The 21,522-nt window shown below is 49.5% G+C and carries 18 protein-coding genes; 11 read left to right on the top strand and 7 right to left on the bottom strand.

Features of this window, described 5'->3' with window-relative positions; all coding sequences use genetic code 11:
* Positions 1-6 precede the first annotated feature (6 nt).
* From carB to ispH, 11 genes are all read left to right on the top strand, one after another.
* Positions 7-3,222: a carbamoyl-phosphate synthase large subunit gene (gene carB / locus DBY97_RS06920; protein ID WP_070824178.1), complete on the top strand. Its 3,216-nt coding sequence runs from the start codon at positions 7-9 to the stop codon at positions 3,220-3,222.
* 91 nt (positions 3,223-3,313) lie between these two features.
* Positions 3,314-4,072, top strand: coding sequence for a nucleotidyltransferase domain-containing protein (locus DBY97_RS06915; RefSeq protein WP_107857909.1), 759 nt, complete (start codon positions 3,314-3,316; stop codon positions 4,070-4,072).
* A gap of 14 nt (positions 4,073-4,086) precedes the next feature.
* The gene (locus DBY97_RS06910) at positions 4,087-5,148 is read left to right on the top strand and encodes a DNA polymerase beta superfamily protein (protein ID WP_107857908.1); all 1,062 of its coding nucleotides are present in this window, start codon (positions 4,087-4,089) and stop codon (positions 5,146-5,148) included.
* Between the two features lie 392 nt (positions 5,149-5,540).
* Complete coding sequence (pilB, locus tag DBY97_RS06905) at positions 5,541-7,220, top strand: type IV-A pilus assembly ATPase PilB (protein WP_107857907.1); 1,680 nt, start codon at positions 5,541-5,543, stop codon at positions 7,218-7,220.
* Positions 7,221-7,300: 80 nt separating this feature from the next.
* Positions 7,301-8,542, top strand: coding sequence for a type II secretion system F family protein (locus DBY97_RS06900; RefSeq protein WP_107857906.1), 1,242 nt, complete (start codon positions 7,301-7,303; stop codon positions 8,540-8,542).
* Between the two features lies 1 nt (position 8,543).
* On the top strand, positions 8,544-9,431 hold the full coding sequence (locus tag DBY97_RS06895; RefSeq protein WP_107857905.1) for a prepilin peptidase: 888 nt from the start codon (positions 8,544-8,546) through the stop codon (positions 9,429-9,431).
* Complete coding sequence (coaE, locus tag DBY97_RS06890) at positions 9,431-10,051, top strand: dephospho-CoA kinase (RefSeq protein WP_107857904.1); 621 nt, start codon at positions 9,431-9,433, stop codon at positions 10,049-10,051. The genes DBY97_RS06895 and coaE overlap by 1 nt, the downstream gene beginning before the upstream one ends.
* Positions 10,048-10,230: a DNA gyrase inhibitor YacG gene (yacG, locus tag DBY97_RS06885; RefSeq protein ID WP_070459526.1), complete on the top strand. Its 183-nt coding sequence runs from the start codon at positions 10,048-10,050 to the stop codon at positions 10,228-10,230. Before coaE ends, yacG begins: the two co-directional genes overlap by 4 nt.
* A gap of 81 nt (positions 10,231-10,311) precedes the next feature.
* On the top strand, positions 10,312-11,211 hold the full coding sequence (glyQ, locus tag DBY97_RS06880) for a glycine--tRNA ligase subunit alpha (RefSeq protein ID WP_003685919.1): 900 nt from the start codon (positions 10,312-10,314) through the stop codon (positions 11,209-11,211).
* A gap of 148 nt (positions 11,212-11,359) precedes the next feature.
* Positions 11,360-11,866 (top strand): signal peptidase II, encoded by a 507-nt coding sequence (gene lspA, locus DBY97_RS06875; RefSeq protein ID WP_039861846.1) that lies wholly within the window; start codon positions 11,360-11,362, stop codon positions 11,864-11,866.
* A gap of 13 nt (positions 11,867-11,879) precedes the next feature.
* The gene (gene ispH / locus DBY97_RS06870; RefSeq protein WP_107857903.1) at positions 11,880-12,848 is read left to right on the top strand and encodes a 4-hydroxy-3-methylbut-2-enyl diphosphate reductase; all 969 of its coding nucleotides are present in this window, start codon (positions 11,880-11,882) and stop codon (positions 12,846-12,848) included.
* Between the two features lie 121 nt (positions 12,849-12,969).
* Here the strand turns inward: ispH and ftsZ are convergent, their stop codons facing one another.
* The 7 genes from ftsZ to DBY97_RS06835 form a co-directional block, all read right to left on the bottom strand.
* Positions 12,970-14,169: a cell division protein FtsZ gene (gene ftsZ, locus DBY97_RS06865; RefSeq protein WP_003682480.1), complete on the bottom strand. Its 1,200-nt coding sequence runs from the start codon at positions 14,167-14,169 to the stop codon at positions 12,970-12,972.
* Positions 14,170-14,422: 253 nt separating this feature from the next.
* Entirely contained in the window at positions 14,423-15,676 is a 1,254-nt protein-coding gene (ftsA, locus tag DBY97_RS06860; RefSeq protein ID WP_003682483.1) for a cell division protein FtsA, read from the bottom strand.
* A gap of 75 nt (positions 15,677-15,751) precedes the next feature.
* Complete coding sequence (locus DBY97_RS06855; RefSeq protein WP_107857902.1) at positions 15,752-16,471, bottom strand: cell division protein FtsQ/DivIB; 720 nt, start codon at positions 16,469-16,471, stop codon at positions 15,752-15,754.
* Positions 16,461-17,375, bottom strand: coding sequence for a D-alanine--D-alanine ligase (locus DBY97_RS06850; protein ID WP_107857901.1), 915 nt, complete (start codon positions 17,373-17,375; stop codon positions 16,461-16,463). Before DBY97_RS06850 ends, DBY97_RS06855 begins: the two co-directional genes overlap by 11 nt.
* Positions 17,376-17,462: 87 nt before the next feature.
* Entirely contained in the window at positions 17,463-18,872 is a 1,410-nt protein-coding gene (gene murC / locus DBY97_RS06845) for a UDP-N-acetylmuramate--L-alanine ligase (protein WP_107857900.1), read from the bottom strand.
* 166 nt (positions 18,873-19,038) lie between these two features.
* Positions 19,039-20,106: an undecaprenyldiphospho-muramoylpentapeptide beta-N-acetylglucosaminyltransferase gene (murG, locus tag DBY97_RS06840; RefSeq protein ID WP_107857899.1), complete on the bottom strand. Its 1,068-nt coding sequence runs from the start codon at positions 20,104-20,106 to the stop codon at positions 19,039-19,041.
* Between the two features lie 4 nt (positions 20,107-20,110).
* Entirely contained in the window at positions 20,111-21,373 is a 1,263-nt protein-coding gene (locus tag DBY97_RS06835) for an FtsW/RodA/SpoVE family cell cycle protein (RefSeq protein ID WP_107857898.1), read from the bottom strand.
* Positions 21,374-21,522 lie beyond the last annotated feature (149 nt).

Genomic DNA, 21,522 nt, shown 5'->3' with positions numbered 1-21,522 from the left:
CATAACATGCCCAAACGTACCGACCTAAAATCCATCCTTATCATCGGCGCCGGCCCTATCGTTATCGGTCAGGCCTGCGAATTTGACTATTCGGGCGCACAGGCCTGCAAAGCCTTGCGTGAAGAAGGCTATAAAGTCATTTTGGTAAACTCCAACCCCGCCACGATCATGACCGACCCTGAAATGGCGGATGTTACCTACATCGAGCCGATTATGTGGCAGACGGTGGAAAAAATTATCGCCAAGGAGCGACCTGATGCGATTCTGCCTACCATGGGCGGTCAGACTGCGCTGAACTGTGCGCTGGATTTGGCGCGCAACGGCGTGCTGGCGAAATACAATGTTGAGCTGATCGGCGCGACGGAAGATGCCATCGACAAGGCGGAAGACCGCGGCCGCTTTAAAGAAGCGATGGAAAAAATCGGTTTGTCTTGCCCGAAATCTTTTGTCTGCCACACAATGAACGAAGCTTTGGCAGCGCAAGAACAGGTCGGCTTCCCTACCCTGATTCGTCCGTCTTTCACGATGGGTGGTTCAGGCGGCGGCATTGCCTACAACAAAGACGAGTTCTTAGCAATTTGCGAACGCGGTTTCGATGCATCGCCTACGCATGAGCTGCTGATTGAGCAGTCCGTGCTCGGTTGGAAAGAGTACGAGATGGAAGTGGTGCGCGATAAAAACGACAACTGCATCATCATCTGCTCGATTGAAAACTTCGACCCGATGGGCGTGCATACCGGCGACTCCATCACTGTTGCGCCTGCACAAACATTGACCGACAAAGAATACCAAATCATGCGTAATGCTTCGTTGGCAGTGTTGCGCGAAATCGGCGTGGATACCGGCGGCTCAAACGTTCAGTTTGCGGTGAACCCTGAAAACGGCGAAATGATTGTGATTGAGATGAATCCGCGCGTAAGCCGTTCATCCGCGTTGGCATCTAAAGCAACGGGCTTCCCAATTGCCAAAGTAGCCGCCAAACTGGCTGTCGGCTTTACGCTGGACGAGTTGCGCAACGACATTACCGGCGGCCGCACCCCAGCTTCGTTCGAGCCTTCTATCGACTATGTCGTGACCAAAATCCCACGTTTTGCGTTTGAAAAATTCCCTGCCGCAGACGACCGTCTGACCACGCAGATGAAATCGGTGGGCGAAGTAATGGCGATGGGCCGTACCATTCAAGAAAGCTTCCAAAAAGCCTTGCGCGGTTTGGAAACAGGCTTGTGCGGCTTCAACCCTCGCAGCGAAGACAAAGCGGAAATCCGCCGCGAACTGGCCAACCCTGGCCCTGAGCGTATGCTGTTTGTAGCCGATGCGTTCCGCGCAGGCTTCACACTGGAAGAAATCCACGAGATCTGCGCCATCGATCCTTGGTTCTTGGCGCAAATCGAAGACTTGGTAAAAGAAGAAAAATCGGTTTCAGACGGCCAGTTGCAAGACTTGGATTATGCCGCTTTGCGCCGTCTGAAACGCAAAGGCTTCTCCGACAAACGTTTAGCACAATTGTTGAACGTAAGCGAAAAAGAAGTCCGCGAACACCGCTACGCGCTGAACCTGCATCCGGTTTACAAACGCGTCGACACCTGTGCCGCCGAGTTTGCCACGGAAACTGCCTACCTCTACTCTACTTACGAAGAAGAATGCGAATCCCGTCCTTCCGACCGTAAAAAAGTGATGATTCTCGGCGGCGGTCCAAACCGTATCGGCCAAGGTATTGAATTCGACTACTGCTGCGTTCATGCCGCACTCGCCCTGCGCGAATCCGGTTTTGAAACCATCATGGTCAACTGCAACCCTGAAACCGTATCCACCGACTTCGACACCAGCGACCGCCTGTACTTCGAGCCACTGACCTTGGAAGACGTATTAGAAATCGTCCGCACCGAAAACCCATGGGGCGTGATTGTTCATTACGGCGGCCAAACCCCGCTCAAACTGGCCAATGCCTTGGTGGCAAACGGCGTGAACATCATCGGCACATCTGCCGACAGCATCGACGCCGCCGAAGACCGCGAACGCTTCCAAAAAGTATTGAACGACTTAGGTCTGCGTCAACCGCCTAACCGCATCGCCCACAACGAAGAAGAAGCCCTCGTTAAAGCCGAAGAAATCGGTTATCCGTTGGTTGTCCGTCCTTCTTACGTACTCGGCGGCCGCGCCATGCAGATTGTTCACTCTGCCGAAGAGTTGCAAAAATACATGCGCGAAGCCGTACAAGTTTCCGAAGATAGCCCAGTATTGCTCGACTTCTTCTTGAACAATGCCATCGAAGTGGACGTAGACTGCGTTTCAGACGGCCAAGACGTCGTGATCGGCGGCATCATGCAACACGTCGAACAAGCAGGTATCCACTCTGGCGACTCCGGCTGCTCATTGCCTCCATACTCATTGGACGAAGAAATTCAAGACGAAATCCGCCGTCAAACCAAAGCCATGGCATACGCACTGGGCGTGGTCGGCTTGATGAACGTACAGTTTGCCGTACAAGACGGCGTGGTCTTCGTACTGGAAGTGAACCCACGCGCCAGCCGTACCGTACCGTTCGTATCCAAAGCCACCGGCGTACCGCTCGCCAAAGTCGGCGCGCGCGTGATGGCAGGCATTTCGCTGAAAGAGCAAGGCGTGGAAAAAGAAGTTATCCCGGACTTCTACGCCGTTAAAGAAGCCGTGTTCCCATTCATCAAATTCCCGGGTGTGGACACCATTCTCGGCCCTGAAATGCGCTCTACCGGCGAAGTCATGGGCGTAGGCGCAAGCTTCGGCGAAGCCTACTTCAAAGCCCAACTCGGCGCAGGCGAACGCTTGAGCACAACAGGCAAAGTGTTCCTCGCCGTACGCGACGAAGACAAACCGCTCATTGTCAAAACCGCACAAAACTTCCAAGCACTCGGCTACGGTGTCTGCGCCACACGCGGTACCGCCGAATACTTGAAAGAACACGGCATCATCGTGCAAGCGGTCAACAAAGTGCAGGAAGGCCGCCCACACATCGTGGACGCAATTAAAAACGGCGAAATCGCACTGGTGGTCAACACCGTCGGCAGCACAGTACAATCCGTTACCGACAGCCATAGCATCCGCCGCACTTCCCTCACCCAACGCGTACCGCAATACACCACCATCGCTGGCGGAGAAGCCATGAGCGAAGGCGCAAAAAGCCGCGAACACTTGGGCGTGTACAGCGTACAGGAATTGCATGGCCGTCTGAAAAACAAAGCCTAATCAATCCTATCGGATTTAAATAGTTAAAAGGCCGTCTGAAACCTGATTGCTCAGTTTCAGACGGCCTTTCTGCAAAAAGAAGGAAAACGTAATGAAACAAACTATTCAAGAAAAACTGACTCAAATTTCACTTGCCGAACCACTGCATTTTCTTCTGGCGGCGGAGAGTGGAAGCCGCGCATGGGGCTTTGCTTCGCCCGACAGCGATTATGACGTTCGCGCCGTTTATATCCGCCCACAGGAACATTATCTGCAAATCGATGAAGCAAAAGATACGTTTGAATTTATTGAAAACCAATGGTTTGACGTAGGCGGCTGGGACATCCGCAAGGCTTTGCGCCTATTGAGAAAAAGCAATGCTGTATTGCTGGAGTGGCTGCGTTCGCCGATTGTTTATATACAAGATGAGGCATTCATAGGCCGTCTGAACGAACTTGCGCCCCAATACGTCCAAGCCGCCGCGTTGTTGCACCATTATCGCGGTATCGCCGGCAATGCTTTGAAAGCCATGGATTTGGCGCAGCCGATTAAATTGAAAAAATGGTTTTACGTCTTGCGCCCTTTATTGGCGGCTCGCTGGGCAGTGAAACAAGGCGGTATTCCGCCAATGACTTTGGTTGAGTTGATGAATGAGTGGCAGACAGATTGTGCTACCCAAATTACTGATCTAGTCGCATTAAAAACAGGACAAGACGAAAGTTATCTGCACACATTATCGCCAGAGCTGCAAAAGCTGACTGTTGACCTATATAACGAAGTTTCTGCCTTGTCTGCCCCTACTGCCGAACCTGCTGATAGCGGGCCTTTGAACGAATTGTTCCGCTCCACCTTGGCAACCATTCATCCGTAAAAGGCCGTCTGAATATGCTGACCCTCGAAGACTTGCACACGCAAAATCTGATTCTGCTTGAAGCCGTGTCCGGCAGCCGCGCCTACGGTTTGGCAACGCCCGAGTCCGATACCGACATCAAAGGCGTATTTTACCTGCCTAAATCCATGTTTTACGGCATGGAATACATCCCACAAATCAGCAATGAAACCAACGATATTGTGTATTACGAACTGGGACGGTTTATCGAATTGCTGTTGCAAAGTAATCCAAACACGCTGGAGCTGCTGGCTTCCCCTTCCGACTGTGTGCGATACCGTTCGCCATTGATGGATGCGTTCAAAACCGAATGGTTTATCTCCAAAACCTGCCAGCAAAGTTTTGCAGGTTATGCCTACGGACAAATCAAAAAAGCACGGGGATTGAATAAAAAAATCAGCAATCCGATGCCGTCTGAAAAGAAAAGCATCCTTGATTTCTGCCACATCATAGAAGGCAGGCAAACCGTACCGTTACAGTACTGGCTTGCACAACGCGGAATGGAGCAAAGGCGTGTAGGCTTAATCAAAATAGCCCACGCCCGAGAACTTTATGCGCTGTTTTACGATGCCGACTGCACACTTGGCTACCACGGTATTGCACCCAAACCCGAAGCCACAACGCTGTCACTCAGCACTATTCCAGAAGACGAAACACCGCTTGCCCATCTATCCTTCAACCAAGACGGATACAGCAGCTACTGCCGCGAATATGCCTCTTATCAACAATGGCTGGCAGAACGCAACGAAACACGCTATCAAGGCACGCAGGCACACGGCCAAGGTTACAATGCAAAAAATATGATGCACACTTTCCGCCTGCTTGAAACCGCACGCGATATTGCCCTTCATGGCGAAATCCGTCCACGCCGTCCCAATCGTGACGAATTGCTGGCCATCAAGCGTGGTTCTTTTCCTTACGATGAGCTGTTGGCGCGTGCAGAAACATTGATTAACGAAGTAGAAAATTTGTTCGCCCAGTCCGATCTACCGGAAGCTGTAAACAGCAGTTTGGCAATCAATGCCCTTGTCGAAATCCGAACCAAGATTTACGGATAAGAGAATCAAAAATAGAGGCCGTCTGAAATTATGTGTTTCCGCTTTTCAGACGGCCTTTTCATATTTCAAATTCCAACCGTCTGTCCATCAAAACAACCTTTTCTGCCATCTCCAAACAAGGGATAGCAACATGAAATATAATTTCGTTATTGATTGGATTCATACGACAAAATTGTTGTTTTTTCATCATAATCCAAAAATATCGAGTTTAACGCCTATTCCCCTTGCTTTATAATGGCCGTCCAAAATAAAAATACAATTAAAGCAGAAGCATGTCTTTGCAACTTAAGCAGATTTGCATAATTAAACATATGCTTTAATCATAATAATGATAAAATAATACGGCTTTCCTCTAAATTAAAGGGAAAACTGCACAAGAAACGGAAAATAAAATGAGTGTCGGATTATTGCGTGTTTTGGTTCAAAGCCAGACCATCTCAAATCAACAAGCGGAACATTACAACAACCTTTTACAATCAGGCAAAGAAATCCTGCCCAACCTGTTTTCAGACGGCATCATCTCCCCTAAAGCTTTGGGAGAGTTAGTCGCGCGCGTATTCAGCTATCCCCTTTTGGATTTGCACTACTACCCGCGCAATAATGTAGTCAGCGACATTCTGACGGAAGAGCAAATGGTGCAAAACCGTTGCATTCCGATTTTCAAACGCGGACGCAAGGTTTATTTCGCCGTATCCGATCCGACCCAAATCCAAAACTTTCAAAAAATCGCTTTTGCTTCAGGTTTAAGTGTCGACTTGGTGGTGGTTCCAGACGACCAGCTCAGCTCATTGCTGGAATGGCTGGGTCAACGTTCGACCACCATTCTGAAAGAAATCAACGACGAACATGAAGCAACGCAGCAATCTCAATCGCTTTATATCGATAACGAAGAAGCTGAAGACGGCCCTATCCCCCGCTTCATCCACAAAACCTTATCCGATGCCCTGAACGCTGGCGCATCGGATATCCACTTTGAATTCTACGAACAAATGGCGCGCGTTCGTTTCCGTGTGGACGGACAATTGCGTGAAGTCGTACAGCCGCCTGTCGCCGTGCGCGGCCAATTGGCATCGCGTATCAAAGTGATGGCGCGTTTGGATATTTCCGAAAAACGTATTCCGCAAGACGGCAGAATTCAAATTGCCTTCCATAAACACGGCCGTCCGATTGACTTCCGTGTCAGCACTTTGCCGACATTGTTTGGTGAAAAAGTGGTGATGCGTATCCTAAATTCCGATGGTACATCGCTCAATATCGACCAGCTAGGCTTAGAGCCTTTCCAAAAAGAAATGCTGTTGGAAGCCATCAACCGCCCTTACGGCATGGTGTTGGTTACCGGTCCGACAGGTTCGGGCAAAACCGTTTCGCTCTATACCTGCCTGAGTATTTTGAACACGGAAGATGTGAACATTTCGACGGCAGAAGATCCGGCCGAGATTAACCTGCCGGGCGTCAACCAAGTCAACGTTAATGAAAAACAAGGTCTGACGTTTGCCGCTGCACTCCGATCCTTCTTGCGTCAAGATCCTGATATTATTATGGTCGGTGAGATTCGTGACTTGGAAACCGCCGACATCGCCATTAAAGCCGCCCAAACCGGCCACATGGTTTTCTCTACCCTGCATACCAATAATGCACCGGCCACGCTGTCCCGCCTTTTGAACATGGGTGTCGCGCCTTTCAACATCGCCAGCTCGGTCAGCCTAATTATGGCGCAAAGGTTGTTGCGCAGACTGTGCCCGAACTGCAAACGTGAAGTTGAGCGCCCGCCGGTTCCGGCATTGAAAAAGGCCGGCTTTACCGATGCGGACTTGGCTCAAGATTGGAAACTCTACCGCCCGGTTGGCTGCGACAGCTGCCGCAGCAAAGGCTTTAAAGGCCGCGTCGGTATTTATGAAGTCATGCCGGTCAGCGACGAAATGCAAAAAGTCATTATGAACAACGGTACAGAAGTTGATATCATGAACATGGCCTATCAGGAAGGCATGGTAGACTTGCGTCGTGCCGGCCTCATGAAAGTCATGCAAGGCCTGACTTCATTGGAAGAAGTGACTGCCCATACCAATGACTAAAACTGCCATATTTTCGAAAATTACAATAAAGCGGCACGGGGAAACAGTCCGCTTTATTTCTTACTAACAAGGGATAACTCATGGCTCAAGCAGAGCAAAAAAGAAGTCTGTTCGGTTCAAGAAGCAAAGGCAAGCGTTTTACATTTGAAGGAAAAAATATCGAGACCGAACGTCTTGTCCGCGGCGAAGTAGTTGCCAAAGATGAAGAAGAGGCGCGCAAAAAACTCCAGCGCAGAGGCATTCGCCCTTTGCGTATCAGCAAAGTCAAAACCGCACGCAAACGCCGTATTACCCAAGAAGACATTACAGTGTTCACCCGCCAACTGGCAACGATGATGAAGGCAGGCTTACCGCTGATGCAGGCTTTTGAAATCGTTGCGCGCGGCCACTCCAATCCGAGTATGACCGAAATGCTGATGCAGGTTCGCTCCGATGTCGAACAAGGTAGCGCATTGGGTAAATCGTTCTCCAAATATCCAAAATATTTCGACCGTTTCTATTGCAACCTGGTCAGCGCAGGCGAGTCCGGCGGCGTATTGGAAAGCTTATTGGACAAACTGGCTGTCTACAAAGAAAAAACCCAAGCCATTAAGAAAAAAGTCAAAACCGCACTGGCCTACCCGATTGCCATTATCGTGGTGGCGATTGCGCTTATCTTCATCATGATGATGTTTGTACTGCCTGCCTTTAAAGAAGTTTATGCCAATATGGGTGCAGAGTTACCAAGCCTTACCCAACTTGTCATGAACTTGTCTGATTTATTCGTTGACTACGGCTGGATTATGATCATCCTTTTGATTGTTTCGGCCTTCGGCCTGTACAAACTCCATGAAAAATCGCCTACTTTCCAAAAACAAATCGATGCTTTGATTTTGAGACTGCCTGTTTTTGGCACCATCGTCCGAAAAGCAACCATTGCCCGTTGGGCGCGTACGACTTCCACCCTCTTCGCAGCCGGCGTTCCTTTGGTGGAAGTATTAGATTCAGTTGCAGGCGCATCCGGCAATATTCTCTATGAAGAAGCTACTCAAGACATCCGCGCCAAGGTAACCCAAGGTCTGTCTCTGACATCCAGTATGCAAAGTACTGATATGTTCCCCAATATGGTGATCCAAATGGCGGCCATCGGCGAAGAATCAGGCTCTTTGGACGATATGCTGAACAAAGCAGCTGAATTCTACGAGGATGAAGTAGACAACTCCGTCTCCCGATTGTCTCACTTGATGGAGCCTATCATCATGGTAGTATTGGGTTCGCTCATCGGTATCTTGCTGATTGCCATGTATCTGCCGCTGTTTAACTTGGGTAATGTCGTAGGTTGATATGTTCGATAGTATTTACTCCGCCATCGACACCCTCTCCGTTCTTGCGCCATTCGCTATTCCTTTAGCCGTTATTTTGGGATTGCTGATTGGCAGCTTTCTGAACGTTGTCATTTATCGCACGCCGATAATGATGGAACGCGAATGGACACAATTTTCCAAAGAGCATTTGGGCATCGAGCTGACAGATGAAGAAAAACAGCCATTTAATCTGCGTAAACCGGATTCACGCTGCCCAAAATGCAAAAGCCCAGTCAAACTTTGGCAAAATATCCCCATCCTCAGCTATGTTTTACTGGGCGGGAAATGCTACTCCTGCAAAACCGCGATCGGCATACGTTATCCGCTGATTGAGCTGCTGACAGGTGTCTTATTCGGTATTGTCGCGTGGCAATACGGCTGGTCATGGGCAACTATTGGCGGATTAGTTCTGACTGCCATACTGATTGCGCTGACCTTCATCGATGCCGATACACAATATTTGCCCGACAGCCTGACTAAGCCCCTAATTTGGATCGGCCTGCTGTTTAATCTGAATGACACATTCGTGCCCCTGCATTCAGCCGTTTTAGGTGCAATCGCAGGCTATATGAGCCTTTATACTTTATGCGCCGTCTATAAACTTCTGACCGGTAAAATCGGCATGGGCAATGGCGACTTCAAACTCTTGGCCGCGCTAGGGGCATGGCTGGGCGTAGGAATTTTGCCTGTTCTGGTATTCATGGCTGCCTTAGTCGGACTGGTGGGCGCACTCATTGCCCGCGTCGGTAAAGGTCAATATTTTGCTTTTGGTCCTAGCCTTGCTGTGGCAGGATGGATTATTTTGGTTGCCAATGCACCTATTACCCAACTGGTACAATGGTGGCTCGCACAATCAGGATTCCGATAATGACATTATGGATAGGCTTGACCGGCGGTATCGGCAGCGGCAAATCATCTATTGCCCAAATGTTTGCCGAGCTTGGCGTACCCATTATTGATGCCGATGCCATCAGCCGTTCACTGACTGCTGAAAACGGCGAAGCCCTTCCAGCCATCCGCCAACTTTTCGGCGATGAGGTTTTTGACAGTGAAGGCCGTCTGAATCGTATGGCTTTACGGGAAGAAGTTTTCAGACGGCCTCAATCAAAAAAACAACTGGAAAATCTGCTTCTACCGTTAATCTTAAACAAAATCCAACAGCAGAAACAAAAACTTGCCTCATCCGCCTACGGCATTGTCGATGTACCGCTTTTAATTGAGAATCCGGCATTTAAAGCGGAGACTGACCGCATTTTGGTTGTAGATGTTCCGGAGTCCGTCCAAATCGAACGCGTACACCAACGCAATGGTTTTTCAGAAGAACAAACGCGTCAAATCATGGCCACTCAAGCTTCTCGATCTGACAGACTGCTTCATGCCGACGATGTATTGGACAATGCGCATAGTATGGAAGAAGCAAAAATCAAGGTTGCCCGCTTGCATCAATACTATCAATCCATTGCACAAACTCTGAAAGAAACTGCATGACTGCTCCTGTTGTAAAATGTCCGACCTGCCACAAAGAAGTCGTTTGGAACACCGACAGCCCCTACCGCCCTTTCTGCAGCAAACGGTGTAAACTCATTGATTTAGGCGAATGGGCACAAGAAAAATACACTGTTTCTTCAGAAGACGACCCTTTTTCAGACCTATTGAACGGTAAATAACCTACGCCGCTTCCTTCAGCCTATCCAAAACAAGCTCAAAACAGTAAAATACCCTCTTTATTCCAACCTATTCCATCCACCATGCTCACCTTCCAACAAATTATTTTCAAATTACAAAACTACTGGGCAGACAAAGGCTGCACCGTTATCCAACCTTTCGATATGGAAGTCGGTGCCGGTACTTCGCATCCAGCCACCTGCCTGCGCGCCTTAGGCCCGGAGCCTTGGTTTGCCGCTTACGTTCAACCCAGCCGCCGCCCTAAAGACGGCCGCTATGGCGACAACCCCAACCGCCTGCAACACTACTATCAATTCCAAGTTGCGCTCAAACCTGCACCAGCCAATATTCAAGACCTCTACCTCGACTCCCTGCGCGAATTGGGTATCGACCCTAAAGTACACGACATCCGCTTTGTCGAAGATGACTGGGAAAACCCTACTCTCGGCGCTTGGGGCTTGGGTTGGGAAGTTTGGCTCAACGGCATGGAAGTAACCCAATTCACCTACTTCCAACAAGTCGGCGGTATCGACTGCTCCCCCGTACTCGGTGAAATCACCTATGGTATCGAGCGTCTCGCCATGTATTTGCAAGGCGTGGAAAACGTGTACGACCTTGTTTGGGCAAAAACCCTTGATGGCAACATCGTCACTTACGGCGACGTTTATCATCAAAACGAAGTCGAACAATCCACCTACAACTTCGAATACAGCGATGCCGATTGGCTCTTGCGCCAATTCAACGACTATGAAGAACAAGCCAAACGCCTGCTTGCAGTTGAAGACACCAGTCTTGCCCTGCCTGCTTACGAGCTTGTACTCAAAGCCGGCCACACGTTCAACCTATTGGATGCACGCGGGGCCATTTCCGTTACCGAACGCGCAACCTACATCGGCCGTATTCGTGCACTGAGCCGTATCGTTGCTCAAAAATTCGTTGAAAGCCGCGAGAAACTGGGCTTCCCATTGCTTAAAAACCAATAAGTCCGCACATGCTTACCACGCCGCCCTTTGATACATTCAAGTGGCGGCGTTTCTATTTTCAGACGGCCTTAACGTCGATGCCATCGCAAACACTTCCTGCCTGCTTTCAGGTAAAATAAGCCCTTTATTACATAAACCGTCTGAAAACATGAGTTCATCCTCTTCTGCAAAAACGCCCTTTTTCTTACTTTCCCTCGTTGCCATCATTCTTGACCAACTGAGCAAATGGGAAATCTTGAAACACTTTACCGAAGGCGAACGCCTCAATATCATTCCAGACTTTTTTGACCTGACGCTTGCCTATAATCCAGGCGCGGCTTTCAGCTTTTTGGCCGACCAAGGCGGCTGGCAAAAATTCTTCTTTTTAGGTCTGGCCGTCGTTATCAGCCTGTATTTGGCCCGTGCCATCTGGCGCGATGAGTTTGGCCGCTGGGGTAAACTGGGGGCTGCCATGATTATCGGCGGCGCGATTGGCAATGTAGTTGACCGTCTGATTCACGGCCACGTTGTCGATTTTCTGCTTTTCTATTGGCAAAACTGGTTCTACCCCGCATTTAACATTGCCGACAGCTTTATCTGCGTTGGCGCAGTTTGCTTGGTAATAGATGGTTTGCTGCACAAAAAAACACCTTCAAACGACACAAAGGCCGTCTGAAAACGGAACACACATGACTCAAAAAACCATTATCCTTGCCAATCCCCGCGGCTTCTGTGCCGGTGTTGACCGTGCCATCAGCATTGTTGAACGTGCACTCGAAGAATTCGGCGCGCCCATTTACGTCCGCCATGAAGTCGTTCACAACAAATTCGTCGTGGACAATCTGCGGGCAAAAGGTGCCGTCTTTGTTGATGATTTGGCGGATGTCCCAAAGGGTGCCACACTGATTTACTCTGCTCACGGCGTATCCAAAGCCGTACAGGAAGAAGCGGTGCAACGTGGTTTCCGCGTTTTTGATGCCACCTGCCCTTTGGTAACCAAAGTCCATAAAGAAGTAGCCCGCCTTGATGAGCAAGATTACGAAATCATCATGATCGGCCACAAAGGCCATGTCGAAGTAGAAGGTACAATGGGACAATTGCCTCCGGGCAAAATGTTTCTGGTTGAGACAGTGGACGATGTAGCCGGACTGAACGTCAAAAATCCTGACAAACTTGCCTACGTCAGCCAAACCACTTTATCGGTGGATGAAACCAAAGACATTATTGCGGCCTTAAATCAGAGCTTCCCCAATATCCGCAATCCGCATAAAGAAGACATTTGCTACGCCACAACCAACCGCCAAACCGCTGTTAAAGAATTGGCCGAAGAATGCGATCTCGTAATTGTTGTCGGCTCGCCCAACTCTTCCAACAGCAACCGCTTGCGTGAAGTAGCCGCATTGCGCGGAGTTGATGCCTATATGGTCGATAATGCTTCCTATCTGAAAAAAGAATGGTTTGAAAACAAAACCAAGGTCGGTGTAACTGCCGGTGCATCTGCGCCCGAAGTCTTGGTTCGAGAAGTCTTACAAACCATTCAAGATTGGGGACATGAGACCATACGCGAAGGAGAAGGCGCAGAAGAAAGCATTGTATTTGTCTTGCCCAAAGAGTTACGTCGCGAGGGCGAAAACAAGCAAATCCTAAATAAAGGGTAAGTTTGTTATTTGCTTTATTTGAAAACTTAAGGCCGTCTGAAAACTTTCAGACGGCCTTAAGTTTATTCTGCTAATAAAAAAGACCCACCTTTAAGGCAGGTCTTTTCATACATGATCCTGATTATTTCTCAGAAGTATGTTGCTGACGGCGCAAGATAGCAGGAATTTCAAAGTCATCCAGTACAGACTGGTTGCTGAAATCAGCCGCAGTCAGATTCATAGAACGGATATTGCGGTTGGTACGAACCAAGCTTTCAGCACTGCTTTGGCTTTGAGCTTGAGGCGCTTCTTCCGCACCGCGTACCAATTGTTGGGTACGGGCAGCAGCACGCAGTTGGTTGTCAGTACCGTTTTCTTTCAAGCCGGTAGCAATGATGGTAATACGGATAGCGTCTTCGCTCATGCTCTCGTCTTCGGCAGCACCAAATTTGCATTCCACTTCAGGGTGTGCATTTTGGTTGACGATACGCATAATCTCGTTGAACTCAGACATTTTCAGGCAACCAGGAGCAGTTGTAATGTTTACCAATACACCGCGTGCGCCATCCAAAGTAACGTTATCCAAGAGCGGGCTGGAGATAGCTTGATCGGTAGCCAAACGGGCACGGTCGATACCTTGTGCGAAACCTGAACCCATCATGGCGATACCACGATTGCTCATCACGGTTTTCACGTCGGCGAAGTCCAAGTTGATCATGTCGCTAGGGCAAGTCACCACTTCGGAAATACCGGCAACCGCATCACGCAGCACATTGTCGGCCGCGCGGAAGGCTTCACGCATGGTCACGTCTTCGCCCAAGGCAGTCATCAATTTGTCGTTCGGGATAATAATCAGGGAATCGACGCGCTCTTTGAGTTGATCCAAACCTGCTTGAGCGATGTGTACGCGTTTGCCTTCGTAAGCAAACGGACGGGTTACAACCGCAACGGTCAGGATACCCATTTCTTTAGCGATTTCAGCCACAACAGGAGCAGAGCCGGTACCTGTACCGCCACCCATGCCGGTAGTGATGAACAGCATGTTTGCACCACGGATGGCATCTTCGATGGCTTCGCGATCTTCCTGAGCGGCGGCGCGGCCAATTTCAGGATTTGCACCGGCACCTAAACCGCGAGTCAGGTTTGTACCCAATTGAATGCGTTTAGCCGCATTGTTTTTAGCCAATGATTGCGCATCGGTATTGGCACTGATGAACTCAACACCATGAATAGTGTTGGCAACCATGTTGTTGATGGCATTACAGCCGCCGCCGCCCAAACCGATAACTTTAATAACAGCAGGGCTCGTTGCTGATTCTGCTACGTCGTAAACAAATTCCATTCAATAATCCTCCGCGCCCCGCTTTAGTAAGGACGGTTCAAAAATAACTCATTATCCGTATTATATAAGAAGTATCCAGATACTGGCAAAAATCTTCTTACCATTCGGCTGTCGGCGTTATATTTTTACTACATTTTTTAACAGTAAATATACAAGTTTTAAATTATCCACTTGGCAATTATTTAAAACCGTTTAATTCCACTTAAATATTCAGGACAAACGGTTGCTACACCATCCGCCCTGAAAACTTTTATCAGAAATTGTCTCTGAAGAATCTTTGGATTTTTTCCCACAGACCCATTTTTTTGCCTGAATCATTCAGTGCAATCGCACCGGTTCGACTGGTTTGCTCACCCTCTTCGGCAGCATAGGCCGTCTGAAGCAGACCAATCGCTGTTGAATAGCGTGGATTGCGGATACGCTCGGATACGCCGCCCATTTCTTGTGGAACACCAATACGCGCCGGCAGATTGAAGACTTCTTCCGCCAACTCAACAATACCGGTCAACATAGAAGCACCACCGGTCAAAACGATACCGGAAGTCAGCACTTCTTCTGGGAAGCCGGAGCGACGCAATTCGTTCAGCGTCAATTCCAAAATCTCTTCTACGCGTGGGCCGATAATTTCAGCCAATACACGGCGTGAAATTTGACGCGATTGACGGTCGCCAACGCTAGGAACTTCAATCATTTCATCCAAGCCGTCCATAGTCGGAATTGCAGCACCGTAATGGATTTTGATGTACTCGGCTGCGCTATGCGGCGTACGCAAGGCTTGCGCCAAGTCTTTGGTAATCAAATCGCCGGCAACGGGAATAACCGCAGTATGGCGGATTGCGCCATTGGTATAAACCGCGATGTCGGTCGTACCGCCACCGATATCGATGACGCACACGCCCAAATCTTTTTCGTCTTCAGTCAAAACGGCATGACCGCTTGCCAAAGGCTGAAGCATGATTTGATCCATTTGCAGGCCGCAACGTTGAATACATTTTTGGATATTTTGCAAAGCAGTGTTCGCACCGGTAATGATGTGTACACGGGTATCCAAACGCACGCCACTCATGCCGATAGGCTCTTTCACACCTGGCTGGTTGTCGATGATGTACTCTTGAACCACAGTATGCAAAATGTTGTGATCAGGCGGAATATTGATGGCTTTTGCCGTTTCGATGGCACGATCGATATCGGCTTGCGATACTTCGCCATCTTTAATTTTGACCACGCCTTGTGAATTCAGGCTGCGGATATGGTTACCGGCAATACCGGTGACGACGTGGGAAATTTTGGTATCTGCCATCAGCTCGGCATCTTCTACCGCCTGACGAATGGCTTGCGCAGTAGCGTCAATGTTGGTCACCATACCTGCACGCAGGCCGCGTGAAGGGCTTTGACCCAAGCCAACAATGTGAATTTCGTTATCTTCCCGAATCTCACCGATTAAGGCGATGACCTTGGACGTACCAATGTCTAAGGCACTGATATATTTATTTTGTTGTTGTTCCATAATTGCTCGTTCGCTATGTTGTCTGACTGACGGTTTGATTATTTTTGAAACAAGATTGCTTCACGTCATAATCGGCTATTCACTGTCGGAAGGGTTTTCAGACGGCCTGTAACGGACTGAAAAACCATCCTTATAACGCATATCGACATACTCGATACGACTTTGTTTTTTACGCAGCAGCGATGGCCAAATCTGGGCAAACTGCTGCAAACGTTTGATTTCGTTTTCACGCCCCAAACGCACGGTAATGCCGTTGTTCAATACAAGCAGCCATGCCGAACGCGGCGTGTAGATCAATTCTTTGATGGTCAGTTTCAACGGACTCAAAATACCGGAAAAGTCCGCATAATGTTTGACCATGTCTTTACCTGTCCCCTGCTGCCCTTCAAATATAGGCAGGTCCTGTTTCAGGCTTGCGGCAAACACATTACCCTTACTGTCCACCAGGCCGCCAGCACGCCAGTGTGCAACCGGCACGCGCTCGGTCAGGATAATTTCCACGGTTTCCGGGAAACGGCGGCGCACCATTGCCGAGTCAATCCAAGGCAATTCCTGAAAAGCGGACTGCGCCGAATCAATATCGGCGCGGAACATATTACCCCTGATATGCTCTCGTGCAACAGTTTGCAATTCTTTGCTGGAAGCATATTTCAGCTTGCCCTGAATGGCAATCTGTTTCACAGGAAAATATTTGGAATTGTAAAGCCAAGCTATGCCCGAACCTATCAGCAGAAAGGTCATCAGCAACAATAGCCGGCGGGTCAGCCGACCCAGTGCGCCTGCATCATCCCACATGAGCGGTCTTCAAAATCTCAATACATAAATCAGCAAAATCCACGCCGGTATGGCCTGCAGATTTTGGCACCAAACTGTGGCTGGTCATACCAGGCAAGGTATTGATTTCCAAGAGATACAGCTTACCGTCCGTATCTTTCAGGAAGTCCACGCGCGAACAACCGTCCGCACCAATCGCCTGCGCGCCACGCACGGCCAGTTCGCGCATCAGGTTTTCCTCCGCCTCGCTCAAATCTTCCGACGGGCATTGATAAACCGTATCGTCGCGGTTGTATTTAGCCTCGTAGTCGTAAAACTCGGTAGCCGGAATAATATGAATGCTCGGCAGGCCTTTGCCGTTCAATACCGGGCAAGAATACTCGCCGCCGCCGATAAAGCGTTCGGCAATGATTTCGCCCTGCAAGTGTTTCAATTCTTCGTAAACGCTTTTCAGACGGCCTTTTTCTTTTACTTTTACCACACCGACGCTACTGCCTTCCGCGGCGGGTTTCACAAACATCGGCAGGCCCAATTTTTCTTCAACAGCATCAAAGTCGCTGTCGTCATGCAATACGGCAAACTCAGGAACAGGCAAGCCCACAGCCTGCCAAATCAGTTTGCAGCGGTATTTATCCATACCCAGCGCAGAAGCAGCCACGCCGCTGCCGGTGTAAGGAATACCCATCAGTTCCAACGCACCTTGAATCGAGCCATCTTCGCCGAAAGTGCCGTGCAGAATATTGAAGGCCGTCTGAAAACCTTGAGTTTTCAATTCAGACAACGGGGTTTCTTTGGGGTCGAACGCATGGGCATCGACACCTTTGCTTTTCAAGGCAGCCAAAATAGCGGCGCCGCTGTCCAGCGAAACTTCGCGCTCGCTGGAGAAGCCGCCCATCAACACGGCTACTTTGCCAAAATTCTGCATAATTTCCACTTTCTTAAATACTGATACAGGCCGTCTGAATATTATTCAGACGACCTATCTGTCCTCAAAGGCCAATATGCCTGTTTATTATGATTGTTTCGACAATTCCACCAATGCAGACGGAACGCGGTTGATGCTGCCGGCACCCATATTCAGTACAACATCGCCGTCTTGCAAAACATTCAGCAGCATTTGCGGCAGGTCGGCAACGTTTTCGCAGTAAATCGGCTCAAGTTTGCCCAATACGCGGATGGCACGTGCCAAGGCGCGGGAATCGGCTGCGGCAATCGGCTCTTCGCCTGCGGCATAAACTTCGGTCAACACCAGCGCATCAACGGTATTGAGGACTTTGGTAAAGTCTTCAAACAAATCTCGTGTACGGGTATAGCGGTGCGGTTGGAAAGCCAAGACCAAGCGTTTTTCAGGGTATGCACCGCGTGCAGCGGAAAGGGTTGCCGCCATTTCGACAGGATGGTGGCCATAATCGTCCACCAGCAAAGCGGTTCCGCCGTTTGGCAATTTGATGTCGCCATATTTTTGGAAACGGCGGCCGACACCTTCAAAGCCGAGCAAACCTTTTTGAATGGCTTCAACCGATGCGCCAACTTCCAGCGCAACGCCGATAGCCGCCAACGCATTGAGGACGTTGTGGCGGCCGGGCATATTCAAAACAACTTCAAACGGTTCTTGCTCATGTCCTTTCATTTGAACATGAACGGTAAATTTCATTTGCGCGTCGATGTTTTCAATATCGGTCGCGTAGATATCGGCAGTATCGTCCAAGCCGTAAGTGGCGTAAGGTTTGCTGATTTTCGGCAAAATCGCGCGGACGTGTTCACTGTCGATACACAAAAAGGCTTTGCCGTAGAACGGCATACGGTGGATAAAATCGACAAACGCCTGATGCAGTTTCTCAACGCTGTGTCCGTAAGTGTCCATATGGTCTTCGTCGATATTGGTCACGACGGACATAATCGGCGTCAGATACAGAAAAGAAGCATCGGATTCGTCGGCTTCGGCAACAATGTATTCGCCTTTACCCAAACGGGCGTTGGTCCCTGCAGCGTTGAGCTTGCCGCCGATAACGAAAGTCGGGTCAAGTCCTGCCGCGCCGAGAATAGAAGCGGTCAGACTGGTGGTTGTGGTTTTACCGTGCGTACCGGCAATGGCGATACCATCGCGGAAGCGCATCAATTCTGCCAACATCAGCGCGCGCGGAATCACGGGAATCTGCTGTTCCAACGCGGCAACAACCTCAGGATTGTCTTTTTTGACCGCAGTAGAGGTAACAACCACGTCGGCGCCATTGACGTGTTCGGCAGTATGGCCGGGGTAAACTTGGATGCCAAGAGTGCTCAAATGCTCGGTAACGGCATTACGCGCCTGATCCGAACCGGAAACTTTAAAGCCCAAATTGTGTAAGACTTCGGCAATACCGCTCATGCCGACGCCGCCGATTCCGACAAAATGGATGTTGGTCACTCGATTTTTCATCATAACGTTGCGTTCCGATTGGTTTTTAGTGCGTAAAGGCGTTATTTTAAAGGGCTATCCGCTTCTGCGCTATGCTTTTATTGTAAAGGAATTTTAACAAAAGCAATAAAGGCCGTCTGAAATGCCTTTAATTAACTTTTCAGATGGCCTTTACTCGAAGTCTGCCTGCTTATTCGGTACAAGAGATGGCAACTTCCGCCACATCGTCCGCACTGTGCGGCAAAGCCAGCGTACGGGCATTTTTTGCCCATTTCAGGCATTTTTCACGGTTCAAGCCGCCGAGGATTTCGGCCAGTTTTTCTGCCGTCAGTTGAGTTTGCGGCAGCAGCAAACCGGCTTCGGCCTGCACCATAAAACGCGCATTGGCTGTTTGATGGTCGTCCACTGCGTGCGGATACGGCACCAGCAATGCACCCAAACCGGCAGCCGTCAGCTCGGCAATCGTCAGCGCACCGGCACGGCAAATCACCAAATCGGCATCACGGTAGGCGGACACCATGTCGGTAATAAATTCAACGCACTCGGCTTGCACACCCAATGCATCATAATCCGCCTGCAAGTTACCCAATTTATTGCGGCCGGACTGATGATACATTTGCGGACGGGCCGCCTCAGGCAATAATGCCAAAGCTTGCGGAACGGTTTTGTTCAACACATCCGCACCCAAACTGCCGCCCACTACCAAAACTTTCAGACGGCCCTGGCGGTTTTCAAAGCGTTCTTCAGGAACAGGCAATGCCGCAATATCGGCACGGACAGGATTACCCACCAATCCGCCTTCATGTTGAAAGGCTTTGGGGAAAGCATACAGGACACGTTTTGCCCAACGCGACAATTGGCGGTTGGACAAACCGGCTACGGCGTTTTGCTCGTGAATCACAATCGGCACCTCGGAAATTTTTGCCGCCAAACCGCCGGGGAAAGTAACAAAACCGCCAAAACCGATAACGCACTCGACACGGTGTTTCTTAATAATCTGTTGCGCCGCACGGACGGTTTTATACAGCGTAAACGGCAACATCAGCTTGCGCTTGATGCCATTGCCGCGGATGCCTTTAATCGCCAGCGTTTCCAAGCGTATGCCGTATTGCGGCACAATGCGCTCTTCCATCGAATCCTGACTGCCCAGCCAAATCACATGATGGCCGCGCTTTTGCAGCGACTCGGCAACCGCCAATGCAGGGAAAATATGACCGCCCGTACCGCCGGCCATCAGCATAAAAGTTTTACCGCTCATGGTTTTACTCCACCGAATAACCGCGCATTTTTTGGCGGTTTTCATAATCAATGCGCAATAATAAAGTAACGCACACCAGCATGATAAAGACAGCCGAACCGCCGTAAGACATAAACGGCAAAGTCAGGCCTTTAGTAGGCAGGATACCGATGTTCACACCGATATTGAAGAAACTTTGAATACCAATCCAAATGCCGATGCCGTTGGCGATGTACGCGCTGAACATCAAGCCCGAATCACGCGCCTGCTTACCGATGGAAAACGCACGCCACACCAGCCAGCCGTAGCAGAACACTAAAACCAGCATCCCAAAAAAGCCGAATTCCTCGCCGATGACGGCAAAAATAAAGTCCGTATGCGCTTCAGGCAGATAGAAACGTTTTTCCAAACTTGCACCCAAGCCCTCACCAAACCAGCCCCCGCGCGCAATCGCCATCAAGGAATGCGTTAGCTGATAGCCTTTACCCAAAGGATCGCTCCAAGGGTCCAAAAACGCCGCCACACGCGCCATACGGTAAGGCGCAGCCAAAATCAGCAAGCCCATACCGCTCACAACGGTCGCCACCAATACGGCGAAATATTTCCACGGGAAACCTGCCAAAAACAGCATACCCATGGTAATCACGACAATCACGACAAACGAGCCAAAGTCCGGCTGACCCATAATCAAAACCAAACCGACCGCCACCAACATAATCGGCAGAATCAAGGTCTTAAACTTGCGGAAGCGTTCCTTTACCCTTACCCAAGCTTCACTTTTAAAGGGGCTGCACACCAAATCGCCAATACCGGTAAACAAAGACGACCAACCCAAAGAATCCAAATCACGCAACATTTCTTCACGGCGCGTAAACAGGCTGGACAAATACAAGACCGTCGCCAATTTGAAAAATTCAGTCGGTTGCAAGTTGAGCGGTCCGATATGAATCCAGCGCGTCGCACCGTTAATCTCGCGGCCGACAAACAAAACCAGCAGCAACAGCAAACCTGAAACAGCAAAATAAAACGGAATAATCCGCCGCCAGAAGCTTATCTTCAGCAGGAAAAGCGGCAAGCATATGGCCACCGTAAACAGGATAAACATTGCCTGCTTAGACACAAAAGAAAACTGGCTGCCCCCTTCCGATGCCGCATACGCAATAGAAGCCGAATAAATCATAATCAGGCTGAAGACCGTCATTAAGACGACCATCCACAAGAGAGAAACATCAAACTTCCGACCATCGCGCGCAATCGGCCGGTCAAGCATTTTGGAAAGACTAATCATGAAAACATCCGTAACGGCTTGAATAAAATATTCAGACGGCCTGCTAATGGGCAAGAGGCCGTCTGAAAAAATGAATTAACGTTATTTTAAAGGTTTATTTCCAAACCAACAATTCAGATTCTTTAAAGATGTCGGATTCTGACGTTCTT

The sequence above is a fragment of the Neisseria subflava genome (assembly GCF_003044645.1).
Taxonomy (GTDB): Bacteria; Pseudomonadota; Gammaproteobacteria; order Burkholderiales; family Neisseriaceae; genus Neisseria; species Neisseria subflava_B.
Note: the sequence above shows the minus strand (reverse complement) of the source record. Positions and strands in the feature narration are given on the sequence as shown.